The sequence below is a fragment of the Nocardioides faecalis genome (assembly GCF_018388425.1).
GTDB lineage: Bacteria > Actinomycetota > Actinomycetes > Propionibacteriales > Nocardioidaceae > Nocardioides > Nocardioides faecalis.
The window spans coordinates 2,569,173-2,589,310 of sequence record NZ_CP074406.1 but is presented as its reverse complement, the minus strand read 5'-3'; the positions used below and the strand labels follow the sequence as shown (position 1 = coordinate 2,589,310).

The following is a 20,138-nucleotide window of genomic DNA, read 5'->3' as shown; positions in this document are numbered from 1 at the left end:
CGGAGGCCAGGGCTAGCTGCCCGGCCAGGTACCGCCGTGCTCGGCCGAGGGGTTCGTGGCGATGATCGCGGCCTGGGTGCGCGACTTCACCCCGAGCTTGCCCAGCACCGCGGACACGTAGTTCTTCGTCGTCTTCTCGCTCAGGCCCAGCCGTTGGGCGATCTCGCGGTTGGGCAGCCCTTCGCCGAGCAGCTGGAGGACCTGCCACTCCTTCGGCGTGAGGTGGCGGGTCAGCGGGTTCTGCGGGGTGGGGTGGCGCAGCCGGGCGAGGACACGCGTGGTGAGGGCGGGGTCGAGCATGGACTCGCCATCGGCGACGCGTCGCACGGTGTCGGCGAGATCGGAGGGCCGGACCCGCTTCAGCAGGTAGCCGGCCGCGCCCGCCATGATCGCGGCGAACAACGCCTCGTCCTCGTCGTACGACGTCAGCATCAGTGCCGCGATGCCGGGGTCGACCGTGTGCACCTGGCGACAGACCTCCACCCCGGATCCGTCGGGCAGCCGGACGTCGAGGATCGCCACGTGCGGGCGGATCGCCGGGATCAACCGCGCCGCCTCCTGGGCGAAACCCGACTCGCCGACGACGACGATGTCGCCGTCGCGCTCGAGGAGGCTGCGGATCCCGTGCCGGACCACCGCGTGGTCGTCGAGGACGAACACGGTGACGGGGCGGCGCGGTTCAGCGAGGGATTCCCGAGCATCCTCTGCCATGAGGTCAATCTACGCGGGGCGCGGTGGCCTTGTGGGGGCGTGAGCCAGTGCAGTTTGGGGGTACTTCGGCCCTTGCGAAGTGGCGGCACCCGGGGTAGTCGGCCGGTTCGGGGCTGGCCGGGCCGTGGGCGTCGAGGGCCCCTCCTGAATGTCACGCCCTCCTCGGGTCATCGGACTCTGTGCGCGGCGTGCGGGGCGGCGGAACCTCGAAGGAGGTCAGCGCCGACCGAGAGGACCCCATGGATGCCATCGCCCACCGCAGGGCCGTCACCGAGCTGCAGGAACGACTCGTCGCAGAGTTCAGCGACACCGTCCCGGCGGGTCGGATCCTGCGCATCGTCAACCGCGCGGACCACCTCGTGCTCAGCGCCTTCGGCAGGACGTCCGATGCCCTCACACTGTGCGAGGGCATAGCCCGACGGCTCATCGCCGGACGGATGGCCGAGCACCGGGCGGACCCCCGGTTCGCGGTGCCCGTCGTCCCGCGACCGGGCTGGGCCGCGGTCCCTGGCGCCACCGGCCACCGCAGCGTCTCCTCCCGTCGCCGGCGGGGGCCGGTGGTCCGGTGAGCCGCCGAAGCGAGCGCGCCTCGAGCGCGACCGCGTTGACCGGCTTCCTCGAGCGTCGGCGCCGGCTCAGCACCATGCTCACGTTGGTGCTGCTCATTGCGATAGGTGCCCTCATCGGCGGCGGGCTGGGACTTGCGCTGGCGCAGGTCGTCGACGTCCTCCTGTCCCAGGTCTCCGGCAACCTCTGAGCCGCGGCCGGCCCGGGCGCCGCGGCTCGGGGGAGCCCTAGGGTGAGCGCGTGACCGACGACGCTGCTCCCGCCGTCTCCGAGTCCGCCGCGCGAGGCTCGCGCCGCCGCGAGCGCACCCGTGGGCTGGTGCTCGACGCGGCCGAGGAGCTGTTGACGCGCCGGTCGCCGGAGGAGATCCGGATCGAGGACGTCGCCGTACGGGCCGGGATCTCCCCGGCGTCGGTCTACGTGCACTTCGGCACCAAGGACGGCCTCTGGGCGGCGGTCACGGACCGGGTGCTGGCGGTGGCGACCGAGGCGCTGCGCACGGCGTACGCCGCGCAGACCTCGCCGGTGGAGCGGTTCGCCGGGGTGGGGGCGGCCTACCTGCGGCTGCTGCTGGACCACCCGGTGGTGGTGAAGTACTTGACCGTCAGCGGTGAGCGCGGGCCGCGCACGGCGACGGAGGACGAGGTCGTCGTCCGGTTCAGCGAGCTGCGCGCGGAGTTCGAGCAGAGCATCACCGAGGCGGTGTCCAGCGGAGCGATCCGGCCGGTCGACCCCGAGCTGATGTCCTACTTCCTCTTCGGGGCCTGGAACGGCGTGGCGGCGATGGCGTTGCGCCGAGACGCGCTCGCACTGGCCCCCGAACGGGTGGAGGCGGCCGTCATCGAGGCCGGGCTGGTGCTGCTGGACGGCCTGGTCCGTGAGACGCCTGCCGACTGAGCCGGGAGTGGCGAGAAGCCGCGAAGAGGAGTTAACTGGAGTCTGACTCCAGATCTCTCTCGAAAGCGACACCGCATGACGCAGACCCCGACCGCCACCGTCGGCACGCAGGGCGACCACGAGACCTGGGACGTCGTCGTGGTCGGCGCCGGGCCGGGAGGTCTGACCTGCGGTGCCTACCTGGCGGCCAACGGCAAGAAGGTCCTCGTCCTGGAGGCCAACCAGGTCGTCGGCGGCAGCACCCAGGTGTTCCGTCGCGCCGGGAACAAGTTCGAGTTCGACGTCGGGACCCACTACGTCGGCGAGTGCGGCCCGGGGGGCCGGATGCAGACGGCGCTGTCCGGGCTCGCGCTGACGGAGCGCATCAAGTGGCTGCGCCAGCGACCCGAGGGCCACTGCCAGGTGATGATCCCCGGCACCACCTTCCAGACGCCCACCGGCTGGGACACCTACCTGGAGCGGCTGATCGCCGCCTTCCCCGACGAGGAGGACGGCCTGCGCCGCTGCGTGCGGACCATGCGGGTCATCGCCGCCGGGGAGCAGCCCCGCCGCCGCCCGCTCGCCCTGCTGCGCTGGGGGATCCGGCCGATCACCACCCTGATGGACGCCTGCGGCCTCAGCGCCGACGCCCAGGCCGTGATCCTGGCCGAGAACGGCGACTACACCTGGCCGCCGCACCGCACGCCCACCGCCATGCACGCCGGGTTCCTGCACCACTACCTGCAGCAGGGCGCCTACTACCCGCGCGGCGGCGGACAGGTCATCGGAGCCCACCTCACCGACGTCATCTCCACCCACGGCGGGCGGGTGCGTACCAAGGCCCGGGTGGAGCAGATCCTCATCGAGGACGGCCGGGCCGTCGGCGTGCGGCTGCGTGGGGGTGAGGAGATCCGGGCGGGCGCCGTGGTCTCCGCCGCCGACTTCAAGAAGACCTGGGCCGAGCTCGTCGGCGAGGAGCACCTCACCCGCCGGCTGCGCCGGAAGCTGAAGAACCTCGAGATGACCCTGCCGATGTTCGCGGTGTACGTCGCCCTCGACGTCGACCTGCGCGAGCGGGACACCCCGCCGCTGGCCTGGGTGTGGCCCACCAACGACGTCGACGGCTACTACCGCGAGGTCGCCGCAGGGCGCTGTCCGGAGAAGATGCCGGTCGGCATCAGCTGCCCCACCGCCAAGGACCCCGAGGGCACGCACTCGGCCCCGCCGGGCTACTCCACGCTCGAGCTGGTCAGCTGGGCGCCGAAGGAGCACGCCTTCTGGAACGTGGCCGGCGACCCGACGGACGGGGACGGCTACGGCCGCGGCGAGGAGTACCGCCGGCTCAAGGAGGAGCTCACCCAGCGGGTGCTGGACACCGCCGAGATCATGATCCCGGACCTGCGCGAGCGGATGGTGTTCTGCGAGGCCTCCACCCCGATCACCCAGGAGCGGTTCACGCTCAGCACCGAGGGCTCCTGCTACGGCATCGCGCCGCTGATCAAGAACCTCGGACCGTTCCGTCCTCGCGTCACCACGCACATCCCAGGGCTCTTCCTCGCCGGCGGCAGCACCGAGCACATGTTCGGCATCAACGCCACCATCTGGGGCGGCATGGGCACCGCCGGTGCGGTGCTGGGTCGCGACCTGGTCGCGGAGGTGCGCGACGGTGCGGTGTTCGTCGACGAGGGCCGGCTGACGCCGCTCACCGACGACTTCGACCCGCTGCTCGCCTCCAAGCCGGACTCGGTGATCCGGCGCGCGGCGCGGCGCCGTCCCCAGGAGGCCGCGGGCAGCTGACCGGCTGACGGGCGGCGGGCGGCGGGCGGCAGGGACCTACAGCTTGAACCAGGTCACCAGGAGACCCGCCGGGCAGCGCCGGCAGCTGCCGACCGTGCCGCCTTGGCGACGGATGTCGGCGATCAGGCGGGCCAGGCCCTCGCGGGGGACCGTGGTGGTGTGCCAGGACATGGCGGACTTCTCTCGTCGGGAGCGCGCGGTGTGCGTGGCACGATCCTGCGCCCGTGACGCAGGCGACGGCGCCCTTCGCAAGGATCCTGTCCGATAGTCCGTTCGAGCCATGCCGATGGCACGGATCGGCCGGGACATCTTCCCGGTCCTCGTGGCTAGCGCGGTGCCCGCCGGACCACCCGGCCGGGTGGTGAGCGGTCGCGGACCGCGCAACGTTGGCGTGATCTTGGCAAGCTGCTCCGGTCGGGCTGCGGACGCGGCCCGGATGCAGGACAATGGACCCCGGCGGCACACGCGCGCGTCGCCACCTCACTCGGGACGGGACAAGGCATGCCGACCACCACCAGCTCCCCGCTGCGGTCGTTCCTGCGCGCCTCCCCGAGGGGTGACTTCGGCCTCGCCGTCGGGCTGTTCGTGCTCGCGCTGCTGCTGGTCGCGGACCTGGCCACCGGCGTGATCCTCACCGCGTCGTACGCCTCGGCCGTGATCGTGTGCTCGTTGATCACCACGCCGCGCCGCACCGCGCTGCTGGCGGTGCTCACCGTGGGTCTCTCACTCGTCTCCGGCCTGTGGCACGGCACCTTCGGCACGCGCGACTGGGTGGTGCGCGGCACGCTGTCGGGGCTGCTCTGCGCGATGGCGGTGGTGGCCTCCGCGGTCACCGCGGCCCGCGAGCAGCGGCTGCGGACGATGACCCGGATCGCCGAGGTGGCGCAGCGGGCCGTGCTGCGCGCGACGCCGGCCCGGCTGGGCACGGTGGCCCTCGCCTCGCGCTACCAGTCGGCTACCGCCGACGCGATGGTCGGCGGCGACCTCTACGAGGCGGTCTCCACGCCGTACGGCATCCGGATCCTCATCGGCGACGTCCGGGGCAAGGGCATCGAGGCGGTCGAGACCGCCGCCACGGTCCTGGGAGCCTTCCGGCAGTCCGCGAGCACGGTCCCCGACCTCGCCCGGCTCTGCGCGAACCTGGACGAGGCGGTCTCGCTCGTCGTCGAGATCGAGGACTTCGTCACCGCCGTGGTCGTGGAGATCAGCGGCACCAGGATGCGGGTCGCCAGCTGCGGCCACCACCCGCCCCTGCTCGTGCACGGCTCCTCGGCATCCGAGGTCGAGACCGGTGACCCCTCGCCTCCGCTGGGCCTGGGGGCCTGGCCGCAGGTCACCGCGCACGTGTTCCCGGTGGGTGCCCGGCTGCTGCTCTACACCGACGGCGTCGTCGAGGCCCGCGACCGCGACGGCGAGTTCTTCGACCTTCTCGGCGTCGCCGGCCAGCTCGGCGCGGACACGCCCGACGGCGCGCTCGACGACCTGCTCGGTGCGCTGCGGGCGCACAGCAAGGGCCGGCTCGGGGATGACCTCGCCATGGTGCTGGTGGAGAACCTGGCGGGGGAGGAGTCCCTCGCCTCGAGGCCGGTCCGGGACAGCGTCGCCCACCTCAGCGCCTGACCCGGCCGGACTGGCCGCGATCCCGGGATCGGCTGACGGGCGTCCAGGGCAGAGAATATATTCTCTATACTTGCGCGGGAGAGACGCCGCCCGCGTCGCAACCAAGGGAGCCTCGCATGAGTGTCGCCGTCAAGGGAACGAAGTTCGCCCTCGTCCTGCCCTCGACCAACACGTCGGTGGAGCGGGAGTTCCACCACCTCCGCCCGCAGGACTGCTCCTGGCACACCGGGCGGATCATGATCAAGGCTCCCGCCCTGGACTCCGCGGACGCGTTCGGCGCGTTCCGCGAGTGCCTCAACGAGGCGCTGCCCGAGGCTCTCGAGGTCGTGATGACCTGCAAGCCTGACTACATCGTCATGGGCATGTCGGCCGAGACGTTCTGGGGCGGCGTGAAGGGCAATGCCGCCTTCGAGCAGAACGTGCGTGACCTGACCGGTCTCGAGGTCACCACCGGCGCCACCGCGGCGGGGGAGGCGCTCAAGGCGTTCGGGGCGAAGCGGATCGGCATCGTCACGCCGTACCAGCCCGTCGGCGACGAGCAGGTCGTCGCCTACTTCACCGAGCTGGGCCACGACGTGGCGGCGATCAAGGGGCTGTGCTCGGCCTCGGCCACCTCGATCGCGGACGAGACGCCGCAGACGCTGCGCGAGGCGTTCCTCGCCGTCGACGGCCCCGACGTCGACGCCCTCATCCAGTGCGGCACCAACCTCGAGTGCATCGCCGTGGCCGCCGAGCTGGAGAAGGAGCTCGGCAAGCCCGTCATCGCGATCAACCTCGCCACGATGTGGCACGCGTTCCGGGTCAACGGCATCGAGGACCGGATCGCCGGCTACGGCTCGCTGATGGAGCTGCACTGAGCCGCGCCCCGCTGCTCATCACCCCTGCCCCGACTCGCTGTTCGACCGACACCTGAGAAGAGACGTCTGAGATGTTCAACCACGTGGCCCACCTGACCCTGCAGCCCGAGACCACCGACGAGCAGGTCGAGGCCATCGTCACCGGCCTGCTCGCGCTGCCCGGCCAGGTCGACGGCCTCGCCGAGGCCCAGGTCGTGCGTGACGCCGGGCTGCTCGAGGGCAACGCGACGCTGCGCTTCCACATGCGCTTCACCGACCAGGCGGCCTGGGAGGGCTACAAGACCCACCCCGCCCACGTCGCGGTCATCAAGGACCACATCGCTCCGGTGATCGCCGCCAAGGCGTTCGTGCAGTACGACGACACCGCGGTACGCACCGCCACCGCCTGAGCTGCACCCGGCCGAGCCGTAGCCGCCTGGGCTGAGCCGCCCCCTTTCCCTGAGCAGAAGCGCCTCAGGGGGAGGGGGCGGTGTCGTCGGTGCGGTTCGTGGGGCACTCGGGATCGGTGCACACCCTGAGGTCCACGGTGCTGTCGCCGTCGCCCACGTACCCCTCCCGCGGGCCCACCTTGCCGGGCTCCTCGGTGGGGCGGTCGGTGCGTGCCCGCAGCTCGACCTCGGCCCCGCAGACCGCGCACGGCCGGTTGTCGTCGTACATCTTCCGGCTCCTCTCTGCTCGGGTCGTCCACTACCCGCGAGGGCCGTCGGCGAGACCTCCGGGCAGCCCCCGCACGGTGTGCGCCACGCCACGGCTGGCCGGGACACCCCCGGAGTGCCGGGTACCCCGAGCGAGGTGCGTAGGATCCTGTCCGTGGATCTGCAGCCGCTTGCATGCGCGTACGACGAGGACAACAACACCCTCGTGGTCTCGGGCTCCGTCGATGAGCTCTCCGGGGTCGTCCTGCGGGAGAAGATCGTCCAGTACTCCGACGAGTACCGCCGAGACCTGGTCGTCGACCTCGGCGGCGTGGACCTGCTGCCCAGCCTGGGCGTCGGCGTGCTCGCGGTCGCGCAGCGCAACGCCGAGACCCTCGGCGCGAAGATCGAGCTCGTCTGCGCCTCGGGCACCGTCGTGCACCAGGTGCTCAACGTCTGCGGCCTGCCCTACCGCGAGCGCTGAGGTCCGCACGGCCGTCCGGCTCGTCGCGTCTCAGCCCTCGGTGCGGGGGATCCTGGCCACCAGGATGGCGACGTCGTCCTCCGGGGCGTCGGCGAGCATGCCGTGCACCAGCGCCTCCGGGATCTCGGCCAGCGGCACCCGCAGGGCGGCGGCCTGCTCCATCAGCGACGTGATGCCGTCCTCGAGGTCCCGTCCGCGGCGCTCCACGAGCCCGTCGGTGTAGAGCACGATCCCGGCACCCGGGGCGAGCCGGACCTGCTGGGAGGACACGAACCGGCGTCCCACACCCAACGGTGGGTGCCTCTCGAGCTGCAGCCGCTGCACCGTGCCGTCGGCGTCGATGAGCACCGGGGGCAGGTGGCCGGCGCTGACCAGGTCCACGGTCAGCGACTCGGGATCGAAGGCGGCGTAGACGCAGGTCACGATCTGCTCCGGGAACAGGTCCCACACCAGCGAGTCCAGCGACTCCATCAGCGGCAGCGGCGGCATGCCGAGGCGGGCATAGGCGCGCACGGCGGTGCGGATCTGGCCCATCACGGCCGCGGCCTGCACGCCGTGGCCCATCACGTCGCCGAGCACGAGGCCCGTGCGGCCGTCGTCGAGCTCGATGACGTCGTACCAGTCGCCGCCCACCTTGGTGCCCTCGGAGCCGGCCCGGTAGTAGGTGGCGACCTCCAGCTGCTTGAGGTCGAAGGAGCGCTCGGGCAGCAGGCTGGTCTGCAGCTCGTCGGCGATCGCGTGCTCGCGCGCCGCGGCCTCGGCGGCGGCGTTGGCCGCGACGACGGCCTCCGCGGTACGGCGTCGCTCGGTCACGTCCTGCAGGGAGCAGCGCAGGACCGCGCCGTCCTCCTCGGCCACCACCTCGCCGTTGACGTGGGCGTAGAAGCCGGAGCCGTCGGACCGGCTCATCCGGACCTCGAAGGCGATCTGGTCGTCGACGCGCGCCTCGCCCAGGACCACGCGGACGAAGTCGCGGTCGCCGGGGTCGACGAGGTCGATGAGGAAGTCGGGGTGGCCGAGGTCGTCGACCTCGGCATGGCTGAGCCCGATCAGCCGCAGCAGCTGGGCCGAGACCTCCACCCGGCCGGTCTCCAGGTCCACCGACCAGCTGCCCATCCGGGCGAGCCGCTCGGCGTCGTCCAGCAGCCGGCGGCTGCGCTCGAGCTCGCGCCGGGTCCGCGTGGTGCGGTCCAGCTCCAGGTTGGCACGCACCCGGGCGAGCAGCTCACGGGCGCCGAACGGCTTGGCCAGGTAGTCGTCCGCACCGGCCTCCAGACCCTGGGCGGTGGCCTCGTCACCGCCGCGGGCCGACAGCATCACCACCGGGATGCCGACCGTGTCGGGGTCCGCGCGCAGGGCGGCGAGCAGCTCGAAGCCGTCCATCACCGGCATCATCACGTCGGACAGCACCAGGTGGGGCGGTCGCGTCCGGGCCGCCTCGAGGGCGGCGCGGCCGTCGCCGGCGGTCACCACGTCGTAGTGCGGCTCGAGGAGCTCGGCGACGTACTGCCGGATGTCGGCGTTGTCGTCGACGACGAGGATCCGGGCCCGGTCCTCGCCGCCGGCGGCCGCCGGTGTCGCGTCGTGCGCCTGCGGAGCCCCGGGGGCGGCGGTGCTGAGCCGGTGGGCCTCGGTGCGGAACCCGTCGAGGACGACGTCCGCCACGCCACCGGCTCCGGATGGCGCCACCAGGTCCTCGGGCAGGTGCGCGGCGCCGAGCGGCACCCGGACGACGAACGTGCTGCCGACGCCGGGGGTGCTGAGGACGTCGACGTCACCGCCGTGCAGCGTGGCGACCTCGGCGACCAGGGCGAGCCCGATGCCGGAGCCCTCGTGGCTGCGGCCCTGCACTCCGCGGACCCGGCGGAAACGCCGGAAGAGCGTGGTCTGCTCCTCCGGCGGGATGCCGACGCCGGTGTCGGAGACGCGGAGGACCGCGTGCCCGTCCTCGGTGACGAGGCTGACCGTGATGCCTCCCTCGAGGGTGAACTTCAACGCGTTGGAGACGAGGTTGAGCACGACCTTGCCCCACAGGTCCGGGTCGACGTACACGGGCTCGTCCAGGGGAGCGCAGTTCGTGGTGAGCTCCAGCCCGAGGCGCTGCGCGGCCGAGTCGAAGATGCTGGTCAGCTGCCGGGTGTAGGAGGCCAGGTCGACCGGCTCGAACCGCTCCGCCATCCGCCCCGCCTCCAGGCGGGAGAAGTCGAGCAGGGAGTTGACCAGCTTGAGCAGGCGCAGCCCGCTGCGGTGGATCACCTCGACCCGGTCGCGCTGGTGCGGGCCCAGCGGCTCGGCGGTGTCGGCCAGCGCGTCCTCGGCGGGACCCAGGAGCAGGGTCAGCGGGGTGCGGAACTCGTGGCTGACGTTGGTGAAGAAGTCGGTCTTGGCGCGGTCCAGCTCGGCGAGGCTCTCGGCGCGGCGCCGCTCCATCTCGTAGGCCCGAGCATCGGTGATCGCGGCACCGAGCCGTCCGGCGAGCAGCTCCAGGAAGTCGCGGTAGCCCGTGTCGAAGGGGCGGTACGGGTTCAGGCCCACCACCAGGAAGCCGTACGGCGCCCCCTGCGCGCCCGTCACCGAGACGACCGCCACCTCGGCGGGCGGCACCGGCCAGCTGCCGCCGGGCAGCTCGCCGTGGCGCTGCGGGTCCAGGGACACCACGGTCGTGGTGCCGTCCTGGGCGGGCGCCCAGCGCACCTCGGCACCCGAGGCCGGTGCCGGTGCCGGTGCCGGTGCCGGAATCGTCTCCGGGGCGGCGGGGTGGCCGGCCGGCAGCCCGCTGTTGCCCACCAGGTGCGCGGTGCCGTCGTCGTCGTAGAGGTAGGCCAGGTGGAACGGCAGGTCACGCGAGTTGGCGCTCAGTGCCTGGGCGGCCTGCTGCACCGTCTCCCGCTCGCTCAGCTGGGCGGTGAGGTGGCCGGCGAGGTCGCGCAGGGCGCGGATCCGGCGGTTGGCGATGACCTCGTCGGTGTCCTCCCGGACCACGCACAGCATCCCCGCGACGCTGCCGTCGTCCTCGAGCAGCGGGCTGTAGGAGAAGGTGTGGTAGGTCTCCTCGGCGTAGCCGCTGCGCATCAGGATCAGCATCAGCTTCTCGTCCCAGGTGGAGGCGCCCTCGTCCATCACGGCCGAGAGCCGCGGGCCGATCTCGTCCCAGATCTCCGACCACACCTCGGAGGCCGGCCGACCCAGCGCCCACGGGTACTTGGTGCCCAGGGTGTCGCGGCGGTAGGCGTCGTTGCAGAAGAACGTCAGCGACGGGCCCCAGGCCATCCACATCGGGAACTGCGAGCCCAGCAGCGTGCGCACGGTGGTGCGCAGCAACGGCGGCCACTGCTCGGGGGGCCCGACCTCGGTCGCGGCCCAGTCCACCCGCGCCAGGTCGGCGCCGACCTGGCCGGGGCCGAACTGGCCCGCCCTGAGAGTCTCGTGCATCGTGTGGCCCGCTCCTGTCCGTGCTGAACCGCCCGCGCGGGGCGCGGCCGCCGCGCGACCGGTTCCCCGGTGCGCCGAATACTAGGTCCCTGGGGTGGCCCCCGCATCGGATGGCCGCCTGCGGTTACCTTGCCGGGTGCGGTCCATCACCGGGCGGCCGCTCCAGCAGTGCCCGAAGTGGGCCCGAAGTGGGCCCGAAGTGGGCCCCCAGACAGCGAGGTGTCCGTGCAGTCGACCCCCACCGTTCCCGACGAGACGGCCGCCGTGGCTCCCACCCTGCCGACCCTGGTCCTCGTCGACGACGCGGTCGAGGTCCGCACGCTGGTGCGCGCCCGGCTGAGGTTGGCGGGGCGGATCGAGGTGGTCGCCGAGGGCGGCACGGGGCTCGAGGCCGTCGAGCTCGCCGAGCGGCTGCAGCCCGACCTGATGCTGCTCGACGTCTCGATGCCCGGCATGGACGGGTTGGAGGCCCTGCCCCGGATCCGGGAGGTCTCGCCCCGCACCCGGATCGCGATGTACAGCGGCTTCGTCGAGGACGGTCTCGCCGAGCGCACCATCGAGCGCGGCGCCACCCGCTTCCTGGAGAAGTCGACGTCGCTCGAGACCCTGTCGGAGGAGCTGCTCGCGATGCTCGAGGCGGACCCGGGGGTGGCGCAGGTGGTTGCCGACGACACCGACGACACCGACGCGGCCGACGCGGCCGAGGCACCCGGGCCCTCGGCGGTGCCGGGCTTCCGCGGCGGGCGGGCCTCGCGCGGAGCGGACCCGTTGGGCTCGGCATGGCGCAGCCCGACCGTGGCCTCCGAGCTGTTGGCGCAGCCCGTGCTGGGAGCGGGAACCTGGGTGGGCGAGGCGACCACGGAGCCGGTGCTGCGCGAGCACCTCGAGCGGTTCCGGGAGGTGTTCGAGGACGCCGCGATCGGGATGGCCACGATGACCCTCGCCGGTCGCGTGGTCCGGGCCAACCCGGCGCTGGCCCGCCTCACCGGTCGTTCCCTGCCCGAGCTCGTCGCGATGCCGTACGCCGACCTCGCGGGGCCGGACGCGGACCGGGTGCGCCAGGTGCTGGAGCAGGTGAGCGCCGGAACCCGCGACGCGGTCCAGGTCGAGCACGCCCTGGAGACCCGCGACGACCAGCGGCTGCTCGCCACGCTCTCGCCCGTGCGCGACGCCTCGAGCCGGCCGCTCTACCTGTTCCTGCAGGTGCAGGACGTCAGCGCGCAACGGGAGATGGAGGAGGAGCTGCGCCGCAGCGAGCAGCGCTTCCGGCTCCTGGTCGAGGCGGTGCGGGACTACGCGATCTTCATGCTGGACCCCGACGGGCGCGTGGCCAGCTGGAACGCCGGTGCGCAGCGGATCAAGGGCTGGACGGAGTCGGAGATCGTCGGCCGGCACTTCCGGACCTTCTACCCGCGCGACAAGCAGGCCTCGCGCCACCCCGAGCACGAGCTGGAGATGGCCACCCGGGACGGGAGCTACGAGGAGGAGGGGTGGCGCATCCGCAAGGACGGTTCGACGTTCTGGGCCCACGTCACCATCACCGCGGTCCGCGACGCCGACGGCGCGCTGGTCGGGTTCGCCAAGGTCACCCGCGACATCACCGAGCGGATGTGGATGCTGCGCGAGCAGGAGCGCTCGGCCAACGCGCTGGCCGAGGCGAACGCGGCCCTCGCGTCCGCCAACCAGCGGCTCCGGGAGGCGGCAGAGGACCAGGCGCAGTTCCTGGCGGTGACCGCCCACGAGCTGCGCTCCCCGGTCGGCGTCCTCGGCGGCACCGCGGCGCTGCTGCAGAAGCACTGGGACACCGTGCCGGAGACCGAGCGGCGTGAGCTGTTCCAGGCGATGGCCAGCGGGGCCGACCGGCTGCAGCGGCTGCTCAACGACCTCCTCACCGCCTCCCGGGTGGGGCGCAGCACGCTGTCCGTGCAGACCGAGAGCGTCGAGCTGGCCACCGACCTCGCGGGCCGGCTGCAGAGCTCCCTGCTGGGCGCGCCCGGACAGGTCGAGGTGCGCTTCGATCCCGGCCTGCGGGTGCTGGCCGACCCGGACCGGCTGGCACAGATGGTGGAGAACCTGGTTCGCAACGCGTTGCAGCACGGCGCCGCGCCCGTGGTGGTCGCCAACGAGCCGGGCGCTGAACCCGGGTTCGTCGACGTCGTCGTCCGAGACGCCGGCGGGGGCGTGCCCGAGGCCATGCGGGCGAGGCTCTTCGAGTTCTTCGCCACGGGCAGCAAGGAGGGCACCGGCCTGGGGCTCTATCTCGTGCGGGCGCTGGCGCGGGCCCAGGGTGGCGACGCGCGCTACCGTGCCGAGGACAGCGCATTCGTGGTGACCCTGCCGCGACCGAGCGAGGACGAGGGGAGCCGCCGATGAGCCGCGCGGCAAGCGCCGAGGCGCCGATCCGGGTCCTCCTCGTCGACGACGCCCCCGAGATGCGCCTCCTGGTGCGCACCGCACTTCGGCTGCGCGGCGGGTTCGAGGTCGTGGGGGAGGCGGGTCGTGGCGACAGTGCCGTGGAGCTGGCGCACGAGCTGGCCCCGGACGTGATCGTGCTCGACCTCGTGCTGCCCGACGTCGGCGGCCGTGACGTGCTCCTGAACCTGCAGGAGGCCGCACCCGCGGCGGACGTGGTCATCTTCTCCGGGCTGGACCCCGAGGATCCCGCGTGGTTCGAGGACCGCGCCCGGGGCTACGTGGTCAAGGGTGACGACGTCGAGCGGCTCGTCGAGGTGATCGGCGGCGTCGGCGACCCCGACGGCGTGGTCGAGGCTGCCGTCCAGCTGCCGCGCGACCTGGCGAGCGTGGGGGAGGCCCGGGCCTTCGTGCGGTCCCGGTTGGAGGCGTGGGGGCTGGGCGAGCTGATGGACCTGGCCTACCTGGTGGTCAGCGAGCTCGCCGCCAACGCGATCACCCACGCGGACTCCCACTACGAGCTCAGCGTCGTCGCCGCCGAGCACGGCGTGCGGATCGCGGTGCGCGACTACGGCCCGGGCATGCCCGCGCCCGGTCCGCCGCAGCTCTCCGACGAGCACGGCAGGGGCCTGCTCCTGGTCTCCGCGATGTCCTCGGCCTGGGGCGTGGAGCACCGCGAGGTCGGCAAGGTCGTGTGGGCCGAGCTGCGCCGCGAGCAGGACGCCGTCGCCGACTGAGCGGCGGGATCAGTCGCTGGCCGGCTCCGGGGCGGCCCCCAGGCGCTGCAGTAGCCGCACCGCGTCGTGCGGGGCGTGGCCGCGGGCGTCGTTGTCGAAGTACACGTGCACGTCCACCCCGGCCGCGCTCCACGCCGCGCAGCGTTCGGCCCATGTGTCGAGCAGCCGGTCGGAGTAACGGCTCGCATACAGCGTCGAGTGACCGTGCAGCCGCACGTAGCGGAACGACGCGGTGTCGGCCTCCAGCACCGGCCAGGCGCCAGGGGAGTCCGAGTGCACCAGCGCCACGTCGTGGGTGGAGAGCACGTCGAGCGCCTCCGGGCTGCCGTACGACGTGTGCCGCGGCTCCAGCGCGTGCCGGATCCGGGCGCCGGGATCGGCGGGCTCCAGCCACGTGCGGTCCGCCGCCAGCCGGTCGTCGTGCCGAGCGGCCAGCGCCGCCGCCTCGCCGGCGGTGCGTGGCAGCACCGCCAGGAACTCCTCCAGGAGCGCCGGGTCGCAGTGCAGGCGTGCCGGCAGCTGCCACAGCACGACGTCGAGGCGCTCGCGCAACGCCAGCACCCCGGAGGCGAAGAAGTTCGCCAGGCCGGGCAGCGGGTCGCGCAGCTGCTTGAGGTGGGTGACGTAGCGGCTGCCCTTGATCGCGAGCACGTGTGAGGGTGCGGCGTCGTCGTACCACCGCTGGAACGTGGTGGGCCGCTGGAGACGGTAGAAGGTGGCGTTCACCTCGCTGGCGGTGGTCCGCTCGGAGAGGAACCGCAGCTCGTCGCGCTGGCGCAGGCCATCGGGGTAGAAGTCGCCACGCCACGCCGCGTACGACCAGCCCGAGGTGCCGATGAGCAATCGCCCGGACGCCACGACTACGCGGAGTCCTCCGCGTCGCGCCCGGTCGCGTGCGAACCGGTGTCGGGGCCGGGCCACACCGCGAGCCGGTCGCGCAGCCACGTGGTCGTCCCGGGCCGTAGTCCCTTGAGCTTCGGCCGGCCGGCGAGCGGAGCCACGATCAGCGCCGCGTCCTCAGCCAGGCTCCACTTCAGCTCGTGGTAGACCCGCGACAGGCTCGCGGTGCTCTCCACCGCCACGAGGTCCTCGGCCAGATGGCGCACCTCCACCCACGGCCCGACGAGGTCGTCGGGGAAGGGCACCGAGGCCCAGGCGAGGTGGACGTCCATCGTCGCTCCTGCTCGTCTCGGCCGGCCCGCACCGGGACCGGGTGGGAAAACCGAACGGTCCACAGCTCCGGTCCGCGAGCGTATCGAGACCGGTGCGGTGGACCGTGGTCGTGAGCGCCGACCGGCGCTGGGCGGGCTGTACCGGCCCGGCGATCACGTGCGCCCCGGGCACCATCCGGGGCGCGAGCCTCACGCTGCGGAGGTCTGCTGCATCCCTCCCACCGCAGTACGGAGGTCTTCGAGGATCCGCTTGAGCAGGCGGGAGACCTGCACCTGCGTCACGCCGAGCTCATCGGCGATCTCCTGCTGGGTCATCTGCTCGTAGAAGCGCATCCGCAGGATCTTGCGATCGCGCTGCTTGAGCCGGCGGCACACGGGCGCGAGCACGGCGATGGCCTCGCCGTGGCCGAAGCCGGGGTCCTCCTCGGCGAGCAGGTCACCGAGCGCGCTGCCGCTCTCGGAGACGGGCTCGTCGAGGGAGGAGGTACGGCCGAGGTCGGCGCACGCCTTGGCCTCCTGCACCTCCTCGACGGAGCAGGAGAGCTCGTCGGCGAGCTCTCCCAGCGACGGCGGGCGTCCCAGCACCTGCGACAACAGCTCCTCGGCCTCGACGAGGCGCGGGCGCAGCTCCTGCAGACGGCGCGGCGGCCGGATCGACCAGCCGACGTCGCGGAAGTAACGCTTCAGCTCGCCCAGGATCGAGGGCACGGCGAAGACCAGGAGGTCCTCCCCGCGCTCGGGATCGAAGTTCTGGACGGCTCGGGTCAGCGCCAGGCAGGCGACCTGCTGGAGCTCCTCGAGCGGTTGGCCGCGGTTGCGGTAGCGCGCCGCGAGCGAGTGGGCGACGGGGATGTTCAGCACGATGACCTGCTCCAGCAGGGCGTCGCGCTCAGCACCGGTGACCTGCCGAGCCTCAGCGATGAGCTCGGCGGTACGGATCTTGCGCTCCTGCGGTGACCGGGTGTGGCCACGCTCCGCTGGGGCAGGATTGGCGCCAGTGGTGGGGGTGGTGAGTGACAAGACGGACATCTCGACTCCTGGCAAAGACGCGCACGACGTGGCGGTGGGCTGGGCCACGAGAAAGCGTCTGCCCGGGCCATTACCCCTGGCCGAAACGCGCCAAACCGTCAATGTGGAATATATCTTCGAAGTGGTTGACGGGACGTGATCCCTGGTGGAGGGGCCGCGCCAGGGTTCGCCGCCGGGCTGCCGCCGCCGCCCGCGCGGGTACGACCTGGAGGTGAGCACCATGCGGATGAGCGCGCACCGGAGTCGGCGATGACCTCGGTGCTGTGGCTGCGCCGCGACCTGCGCCTGAGCGACCACCCGGCGCTGCACCGCGCGGCCGAGGAGGGCCTCGTGGTGCCGCTCTTCGTCCGCGACCCCGCCCTGGCCCATGCCGGTGACGCCCGGCGCGCGCGCCTCGAGGCGTCGCTGGCCGCGTTCGACGACAGCACCGGCGGTGCGCTCGTGGTCCGCACCGGCGACCCCGTCGACGTCGTCGCGGCGCTTGCTGCCGAGGCCGGGGCGCGCACGGTCCACGTCACCGGCGAGCACACGCCGTATGCCCGCCGGCGGGACCGTGCGGTCGCTGAGCGTCTGGAGCGCGACGACGTGCGCCTGCGCGCCGCCTCCTCGCCGTACGCCGTGGCACCGGGGAGTGTGCGCAGCGGCCAGGGCACGCCGTACCGGGTGTTCACGCCGTACGCCCGCGCGTGGCGCGACGCCGGTGCACCCCCACCGGTTCCGCCACCGTCCGGGCTGAGGTGGCGACGCAGCGTGACGGGCGAGGAGCTCGACGCCGCACTCGTGTCGCGCGGCCGCGAGCACGGACAGGTGGGTGAGGAGGCGGCGGTACGGCGCTGGGCGACGTTCCGCGACAGCGCCCTGACCGACTACGCCGACGGCCGCGACCGCCCCGACCTGGACGGCACCAGCCGGCTCTCCGCCGCGCTGCGCCACGGGGAGATCCACCCCCGCACCCTGCTGGCCGACCTGGGGCCCGATGAGGGCCCCGGCGCACGCGCGTTCGCCACCGAGCTCGCCTGGCGCGAGTTCTACGCCGACGTGCTGTGGCACACCCCGGAGTCGGCCTGGTGGGACCTCACTTCGGGCCTCGCCCGGATGGAGTACGCCCATGCCGACGACCCCGCGGTCGCGCCGCACGTCGAGGCCTGGCGCACCGGCCGCACCGGCTTCCCCTTCGTCGACGCCGGGATGCGGCAGCTGCTGGAGAGCGGCTGGATGCACAACCGCCTGCGGATGGTCACCGCCAGCTTCCTCGTCAAGGACCTGCACGTGCGCTGGCAGGTCGGTGCGCGGCACTTCCTCGACCACCTCGACGACGGCGACCTGGCCTCGAACAACCACGGCTGGCAGTGGGTCGCGGGCACCGGCACCGACGCCTCGCCGTACTTCCGGATCTTCAACCCCCTCACGCAGGGCACCAGGTTCGACCCGAGCGGCGACTTCGTGCGCCGCTGGGTGCCCGAGCTGCGCCACCTGCCCGGCAAGACGGCGCACGAGCCGTGGCGCCACGACGACGGCTACGCGCACGGATACGCGGAGCGGATCGTCGAGCACGGCGAGGAGCGCCGGCACGCGCTCGACCGCTACGAGGCGGTGCGCGCCGGCGCCGGCCCGTCGGCGAGCCGCACCCCCGACAGCGCCCACCGGGCGCCGGGCGGGAAGAAGTTGCGGTAGGTCAGCCGGGCGTGGGTGCCCGGGGTCAGCGCCGACCCGCCCCGCAGCACCATCTGGCCGGACATGAACTTCCCGTTGTACTCGCCGATGGCGCCCTGCGGCGGGTGGAAGCCGGGGTAGCCGAGATAGGCCGAGGAGGTCCACTCCCAGCAGTCGGTGAGCAGCTGGCGCAGGCCCGCGCCTGCTCCGGTGCCCGCCGACGTGCCCGCCGCGGCGCGGGGGTGCAGCGTCATGCCTGCCTCGGGGGCGCCGGTGGCCCGGTCGTGACGCCTCGCCGCCGGGCCGTGCAGCGAGGCCGCGTGCTCCCACTCCGCCTCGGTCGGCAGCCGGTGCCCGGCCCAGGTCGCGAACGCGTCCGCCTCGAAGTGGCTGACGTGACAGGCGGGCAGGTCGGGGTCCACCGGCCAGGTGCCGTGCAGGGTGTGCTCGAACCAGGTGCCGTCGACCTCCTCCCAGTACAGCGGCGCCCGCCAGCACTCGGCCTGCACCCGGGCCCAGCCGTCGGAGAGCCACAGCTCGTGGCGCCGGTAGCCGCCGTCGGCCATGAACGCCAGCCACTCGCCGTTGGTGACGAGCCGGTCGGCGAGCCGGTAGGGCTCCAGGTACGCGCGGTGGCGGGGCAGCTCGTTGTCGAAGCAGAACCCGTCGCCGTCGTGCCCGACCTCGACCACGCCGCCCTCCACCTCCACCCAGCACATCGGTGTGGCCTCGGCGCCTGAGGGCAGCGGCGCGTGCAGGTACGCCGGGCGCAGCGGGTTGCGCGAGAGCACGTGCTTGATGTCCATCAGCAGCAGCTCCTGGTGCTGCTGCTCGTGGTGGAAGCCGAGCTCGATGGTGGGGGCGAGCCGGTCCAGCGTGCCGTCGTCGAGCTGCTCGAGGACGGTGCGGACCCGCTCGTCCACGTTGGCGCGGTAGCGCCCCACCTCGTGTGCACCGGGTCGGGAGATGTTGCCCCGCTCGGCGCGGGCGTAGCGCGGTCCGACGCCCTCGTAGTAGCTGTTGAACAGGAACCAGTACGTGTCCTCGTAGGGCTCGAAGCCGGGTTCGTTGCCGGCGAGCACGAAGGTCTCGAAGAACCAGGTGACGTGGGCGCGGTGCCACTTGGTGGGGGAGACGTCAGGCATGGACTGCACCGTCTGGTCCTCACCCGAGAGCGGTGCGGCGAGCCGCTCGGTGTGCGCACGCACTTCCGCGAAGCGTGTCGAGAGCTGCGTCGCGGTCCGGTCCCTGGCCGGTTGCGGGGCCGGGGCCGGTGCTGGCGAGGGGGAGGGAGCGGGAAGGGGACGGACGCTCATCGCGGACCTCCTCGAGGCCGGGCGGTCGGGGCGCTGCCGGACTCCTCGATCCTAGGCAGGCCCACCGACGTCCTCCACGGTCCGCGCTCGAACCGGCGCTCGAACCGGCGCTCGAACCGGCGCCCGCCCGGTGTCCTCAGCCCGGCCCGGTGCGCTGCAGGTCCTCGGTGCGCAGCCGGTGTCCCGCGCGCAGCCGGGCGAGCAGGATCAGCGCGCAGGCGGGGGTGATCAGCAGGTTCGGCAGCGCGATCGGCCACAGCTCGTTGGCGAAGCCGTAGACCACCCAGGCCGCACCCTGGACGGTGGCGATCGACCAGGTCCACACCGACAGACCGCGCAGGGCCTGCGGGTCGTGCCAGCGGCGCAGGGCGTGCCGGGTCTGCGGCAGGAACTGGGCCACGTCGACGATGCCGACCAGCCAGCCGAGCACGATCACCGGGGACCCGCCCGGCGACCCGCCCGCTGATCGGCCCGCTCATCTGCCGGCTGATCTGCCCGGTGTCGGCGCGCGGAGCCGGTGATGGTGGCCAGGATGACGGTCGCGCACAGCAGGTTGACGAAGCCCGCCAGCACGACCGGGCGGGCGTGCTCGAGCCAGCCGTAGCAGACCAGGAGCACGTTGAAGAGCACCGCGATGGTGTAGCTGGCCCGGCTCAGCGCCGAGAGCGTCTCGGCGTCGTGCCGGTGCCGCAGCGCCCGGTACGCCTGGGGCAGCCACATGGTCGCGGCGCCCGCGGTGCCGACGTACCCGACCACCTCCATCACGCGCGTGACCCCTCCTGCTCCCCGCGCGGGCTGAGCGCCGGCGCACCGAACAGTGTGCCGCGCTCGGCGAGCCCG

The 20,138-nt window shown here is 73.0% G+C and carries 21 protein-coding genes; 11 read left to right on the top strand and 10 right to left on the bottom strand.

What is annotated here, in order from left to right; all coding sequences use genetic code 11:
* Nucleotides 1-12: 12 nt before the first annotated feature.
* A complete protein-coding gene (locus KG111_RS12075) occupies nt 13-711 on the bottom strand; it encodes a response regulator (protein ID WP_205292887.1) in 699 nt (232 codons plus the stop codon).
* Nucleotides 712-950: 239 nt separating this feature from the next.
* Between KG111_RS12075 and KG111_RS12070 the strand changes: the two genes are divergently transcribed.
* The 4 genes from KG111_RS12070 (at nt 951) to KG111_RS12055 (ending at nt 3,951) form a co-directional block, all read left to right on the top strand.
* On the top strand, nt 951-1,280 hold the full coding sequence (locus tag KG111_RS12070) for a hypothetical protein (RefSeq protein WP_205292888.1): 330 nt from the start codon (nt 951-953) through the stop codon (nt 1,278-1,280).
* Entirely contained in the window at nt 1,277-1,468 is a 192-nt protein-coding gene (locus KG111_RS12065) for a hypothetical protein (RefSeq protein WP_205292889.1), read from the top strand. Before KG111_RS12070 ends, KG111_RS12065 begins: the two co-directional genes overlap by 4 nt.
* Before the next feature lie 50 nt (nt 1,469-1,518).
* Entirely contained in the window at nt 1,519-2,175 is a 657-nt protein-coding gene (locus tag KG111_RS12060; protein WP_205292890.1) for a TetR/AcrR family transcriptional regulator, read from the top strand.
* A gap of 75 nt (nt 2,176-2,250) precedes the next feature.
* Complete coding sequence (locus KG111_RS12055; RefSeq protein WP_205292891.1) at nt 2,251-3,951, top strand: phytoene desaturase family protein; 1,701 nt, start codon at nt 2,251-2,253, stop codon at nt 3,949-3,951.
* A 36-nt stretch (nt 3,952-3,987) separates the two neighbouring features.
* Here the strand turns inward: KG111_RS12055 and KG111_RS18495 are convergent, their stop codons facing one another.
* Nucleotides 3,988-4,122, bottom strand: a complete 135-nt coding sequence (locus KG111_RS18495) for a hypothetical protein (protein WP_275890243.1) — start codon at nt 4,120-4,122, stop codon at nt 3,988-3,990.
* Between the two features lie 330 nt (nt 4,123-4,452).
* Here KG111_RS18495 and KG111_RS12050 point away from each other — a divergent pair, with 330 nt between their 5' ends.
* The 3 genes from KG111_RS12050 to KG111_RS12040 all read left to right on the top strand — a co-directional run bounded on the left by KG111_RS12050 (nt 4,453) and on the right by KG111_RS12040 (nt 6,817).
* Nucleotides 4,453-5,571 carry a PP2C family protein-serine/threonine phosphatase gene (locus KG111_RS12050; RefSeq protein WP_205292892.1) on the top strand — a complete coding sequence of 373 codons (1,119 nt, stop codon included), beginning with the start codon at nt 4,453-4,455 and terminating at the stop codon, nt 5,569-5,571.
* A gap of 116 nt (nt 5,572-5,687) precedes the next feature.
* Complete coding sequence (locus KG111_RS12045; RefSeq protein ID WP_205292893.1) at nt 5,688-6,428, top strand: maleate cis-trans isomerase family protein; 741 nt, start codon at nt 5,688-5,690, stop codon at nt 6,426-6,428.
* 71 nt (nt 6,429-6,499) lie between these two features.
* A complete protein-coding gene (locus KG111_RS12040; RefSeq protein WP_205292894.1) occupies nt 6,500-6,817 on the top strand; it encodes a Dabb family protein in 318 nt (105 codons plus the stop codon).
* Nucleotides 6,818-6,881: 64 nt separating this feature from the next.
* Here the strand turns inward: KG111_RS12040 and KG111_RS12035 are convergent, their stop codons facing one another.
* Nucleotides 6,882-7,085: a hypothetical protein gene (locus KG111_RS12035; RefSeq protein WP_205292895.1), complete on the bottom strand. Its 204-nt coding sequence runs from the start codon at nt 7,083-7,085 to the stop codon at nt 6,882-6,884.
* 153 nt (nt 7,086-7,238) lie between these two features.
* Here KG111_RS12035 and KG111_RS12030 point away from each other — a divergent pair, with 153 nt between their 5' ends.
* Nucleotides 7,239-7,547 (top strand): STAS domain-containing protein, encoded by a 309-nt coding sequence (locus KG111_RS12030; protein WP_205292896.1) that lies wholly within the window; start codon nt 7,239-7,241, stop codon nt 7,545-7,547.
* A 30-nt stretch (nt 7,548-7,577) separates the two neighbouring features.
* On the opposite strand, the gene KG111_RS12025 is transcribed toward KG111_RS12030, so the two are convergent.
* The gene (locus tag KG111_RS12025) at nt 7,578-10,979 is read right to left on the bottom strand and encodes a SpoIIE family protein phosphatase (protein WP_205292897.1); all 3,402 of its coding nucleotides are present in this window, start codon (nt 10,977-10,979) and stop codon (nt 7,578-7,580) included.
* A gap of 264 nt (nt 10,980-11,243) precedes the next feature.
* Between KG111_RS12025 and KG111_RS12020 the strand changes: the two genes are divergently transcribed.
* Together KG111_RS12020 and KG111_RS12015 are read left to right on the top strand one after the other, a co-directional pair.
* Entirely contained in the window at nt 11,244-13,352 is a 2,109-nt protein-coding gene (locus KG111_RS12020; protein WP_249666107.1) for a PAS domain S-box protein, read from the top strand.
* Nucleotides 13,349-14,128, top strand: a complete 780-nt coding sequence (locus tag KG111_RS12015) for a response regulator (protein ID WP_205292898.1) — start codon at nt 13,349-13,351, stop codon at nt 14,126-14,128. The genes KG111_RS12020 and KG111_RS12015 overlap by 4 nt, the downstream gene beginning before the upstream one ends.
* Nucleotides 14,129-14,137: 9 nt before the next feature.
* On the opposite strand, the gene KG111_RS12010 is transcribed toward KG111_RS12015, so the two are convergent.
* The 3 genes from KG111_RS12010 to KG111_RS12000 form a co-directional block, all read right to left on the bottom strand.
* Nucleotides 14,138-14,986: a DUF72 domain-containing protein gene (locus KG111_RS12010; RefSeq protein WP_205292899.1), complete on the bottom strand. Its 849-nt coding sequence runs from the start codon at nt 14,984-14,986 to the stop codon at nt 14,138-14,140.
* 2 nt (nt 14,987-14,988) lie between these two features.
* Entirely contained in the window at nt 14,989-15,300 is a 312-nt protein-coding gene (locus tag KG111_RS12005) for a hypothetical protein (protein ID WP_205292900.1), read from the bottom strand.
* 189 nt (nt 15,301-15,489) lie between these two features.
* Nucleotides 15,490-16,329, bottom strand: a complete 840-nt coding sequence (locus KG111_RS12000; RefSeq protein WP_205292901.1) for a sigma-70 family RNA polymerase sigma factor — start codon at nt 16,327-16,329, stop codon at nt 15,490-15,492.
* Between the two features lie 249 nt (nt 16,330-16,578).
* Between KG111_RS12000 and KG111_RS11995 the strand changes: the two genes are divergently transcribed.
* The gene (locus KG111_RS11995) at nt 16,579-18,003 is read left to right on the top strand and encodes a cryptochrome/photolyase family protein (RefSeq protein WP_205292902.1); all 1,425 of its coding nucleotides are present in this window, start codon (nt 16,579-16,581) and stop codon (nt 18,001-18,003) included.
* Here the strand turns inward: KG111_RS11995 and egtB are convergent.
* The 3 genes from egtB to KG111_RS11980 all read right to left on the bottom strand — a co-directional run bounded on the left by egtB (nt 17,913) and on the right by KG111_RS11980 (nt 20,063).
* Nucleotides 17,913-19,190 (bottom strand): ergothioneine biosynthesis protein EgtB, encoded by a 1,278-nt coding sequence (egtB, locus tag KG111_RS11990; protein WP_249666106.1) that lies wholly within the window; start codon nt 19,188-19,190, stop codon nt 17,913-17,915. The genes KG111_RS11995 and egtB overlap by 91 nt on opposite strands.
* A 244-nt stretch (nt 19,191-19,434) precedes the next feature.
* Entirely contained in the window at nt 19,435-19,734 is a 300-nt protein-coding gene (locus KG111_RS11985) for a PQ-loop repeat-containing protein (protein WP_205292904.1), read from the bottom strand.
* On the bottom strand, nt 19,731-20,063 hold the full coding sequence (locus KG111_RS11980) for a SemiSWEET family sugar transporter (protein WP_205292905.1): 333 nt from the start codon (nt 20,061-20,063) through the stop codon (nt 19,731-19,733). Before KG111_RS11980 ends, KG111_RS11985 begins: the two co-directional genes overlap by 4 nt.
* Nucleotides 20,064-20,138: the final 75 nt, after the last annotated feature.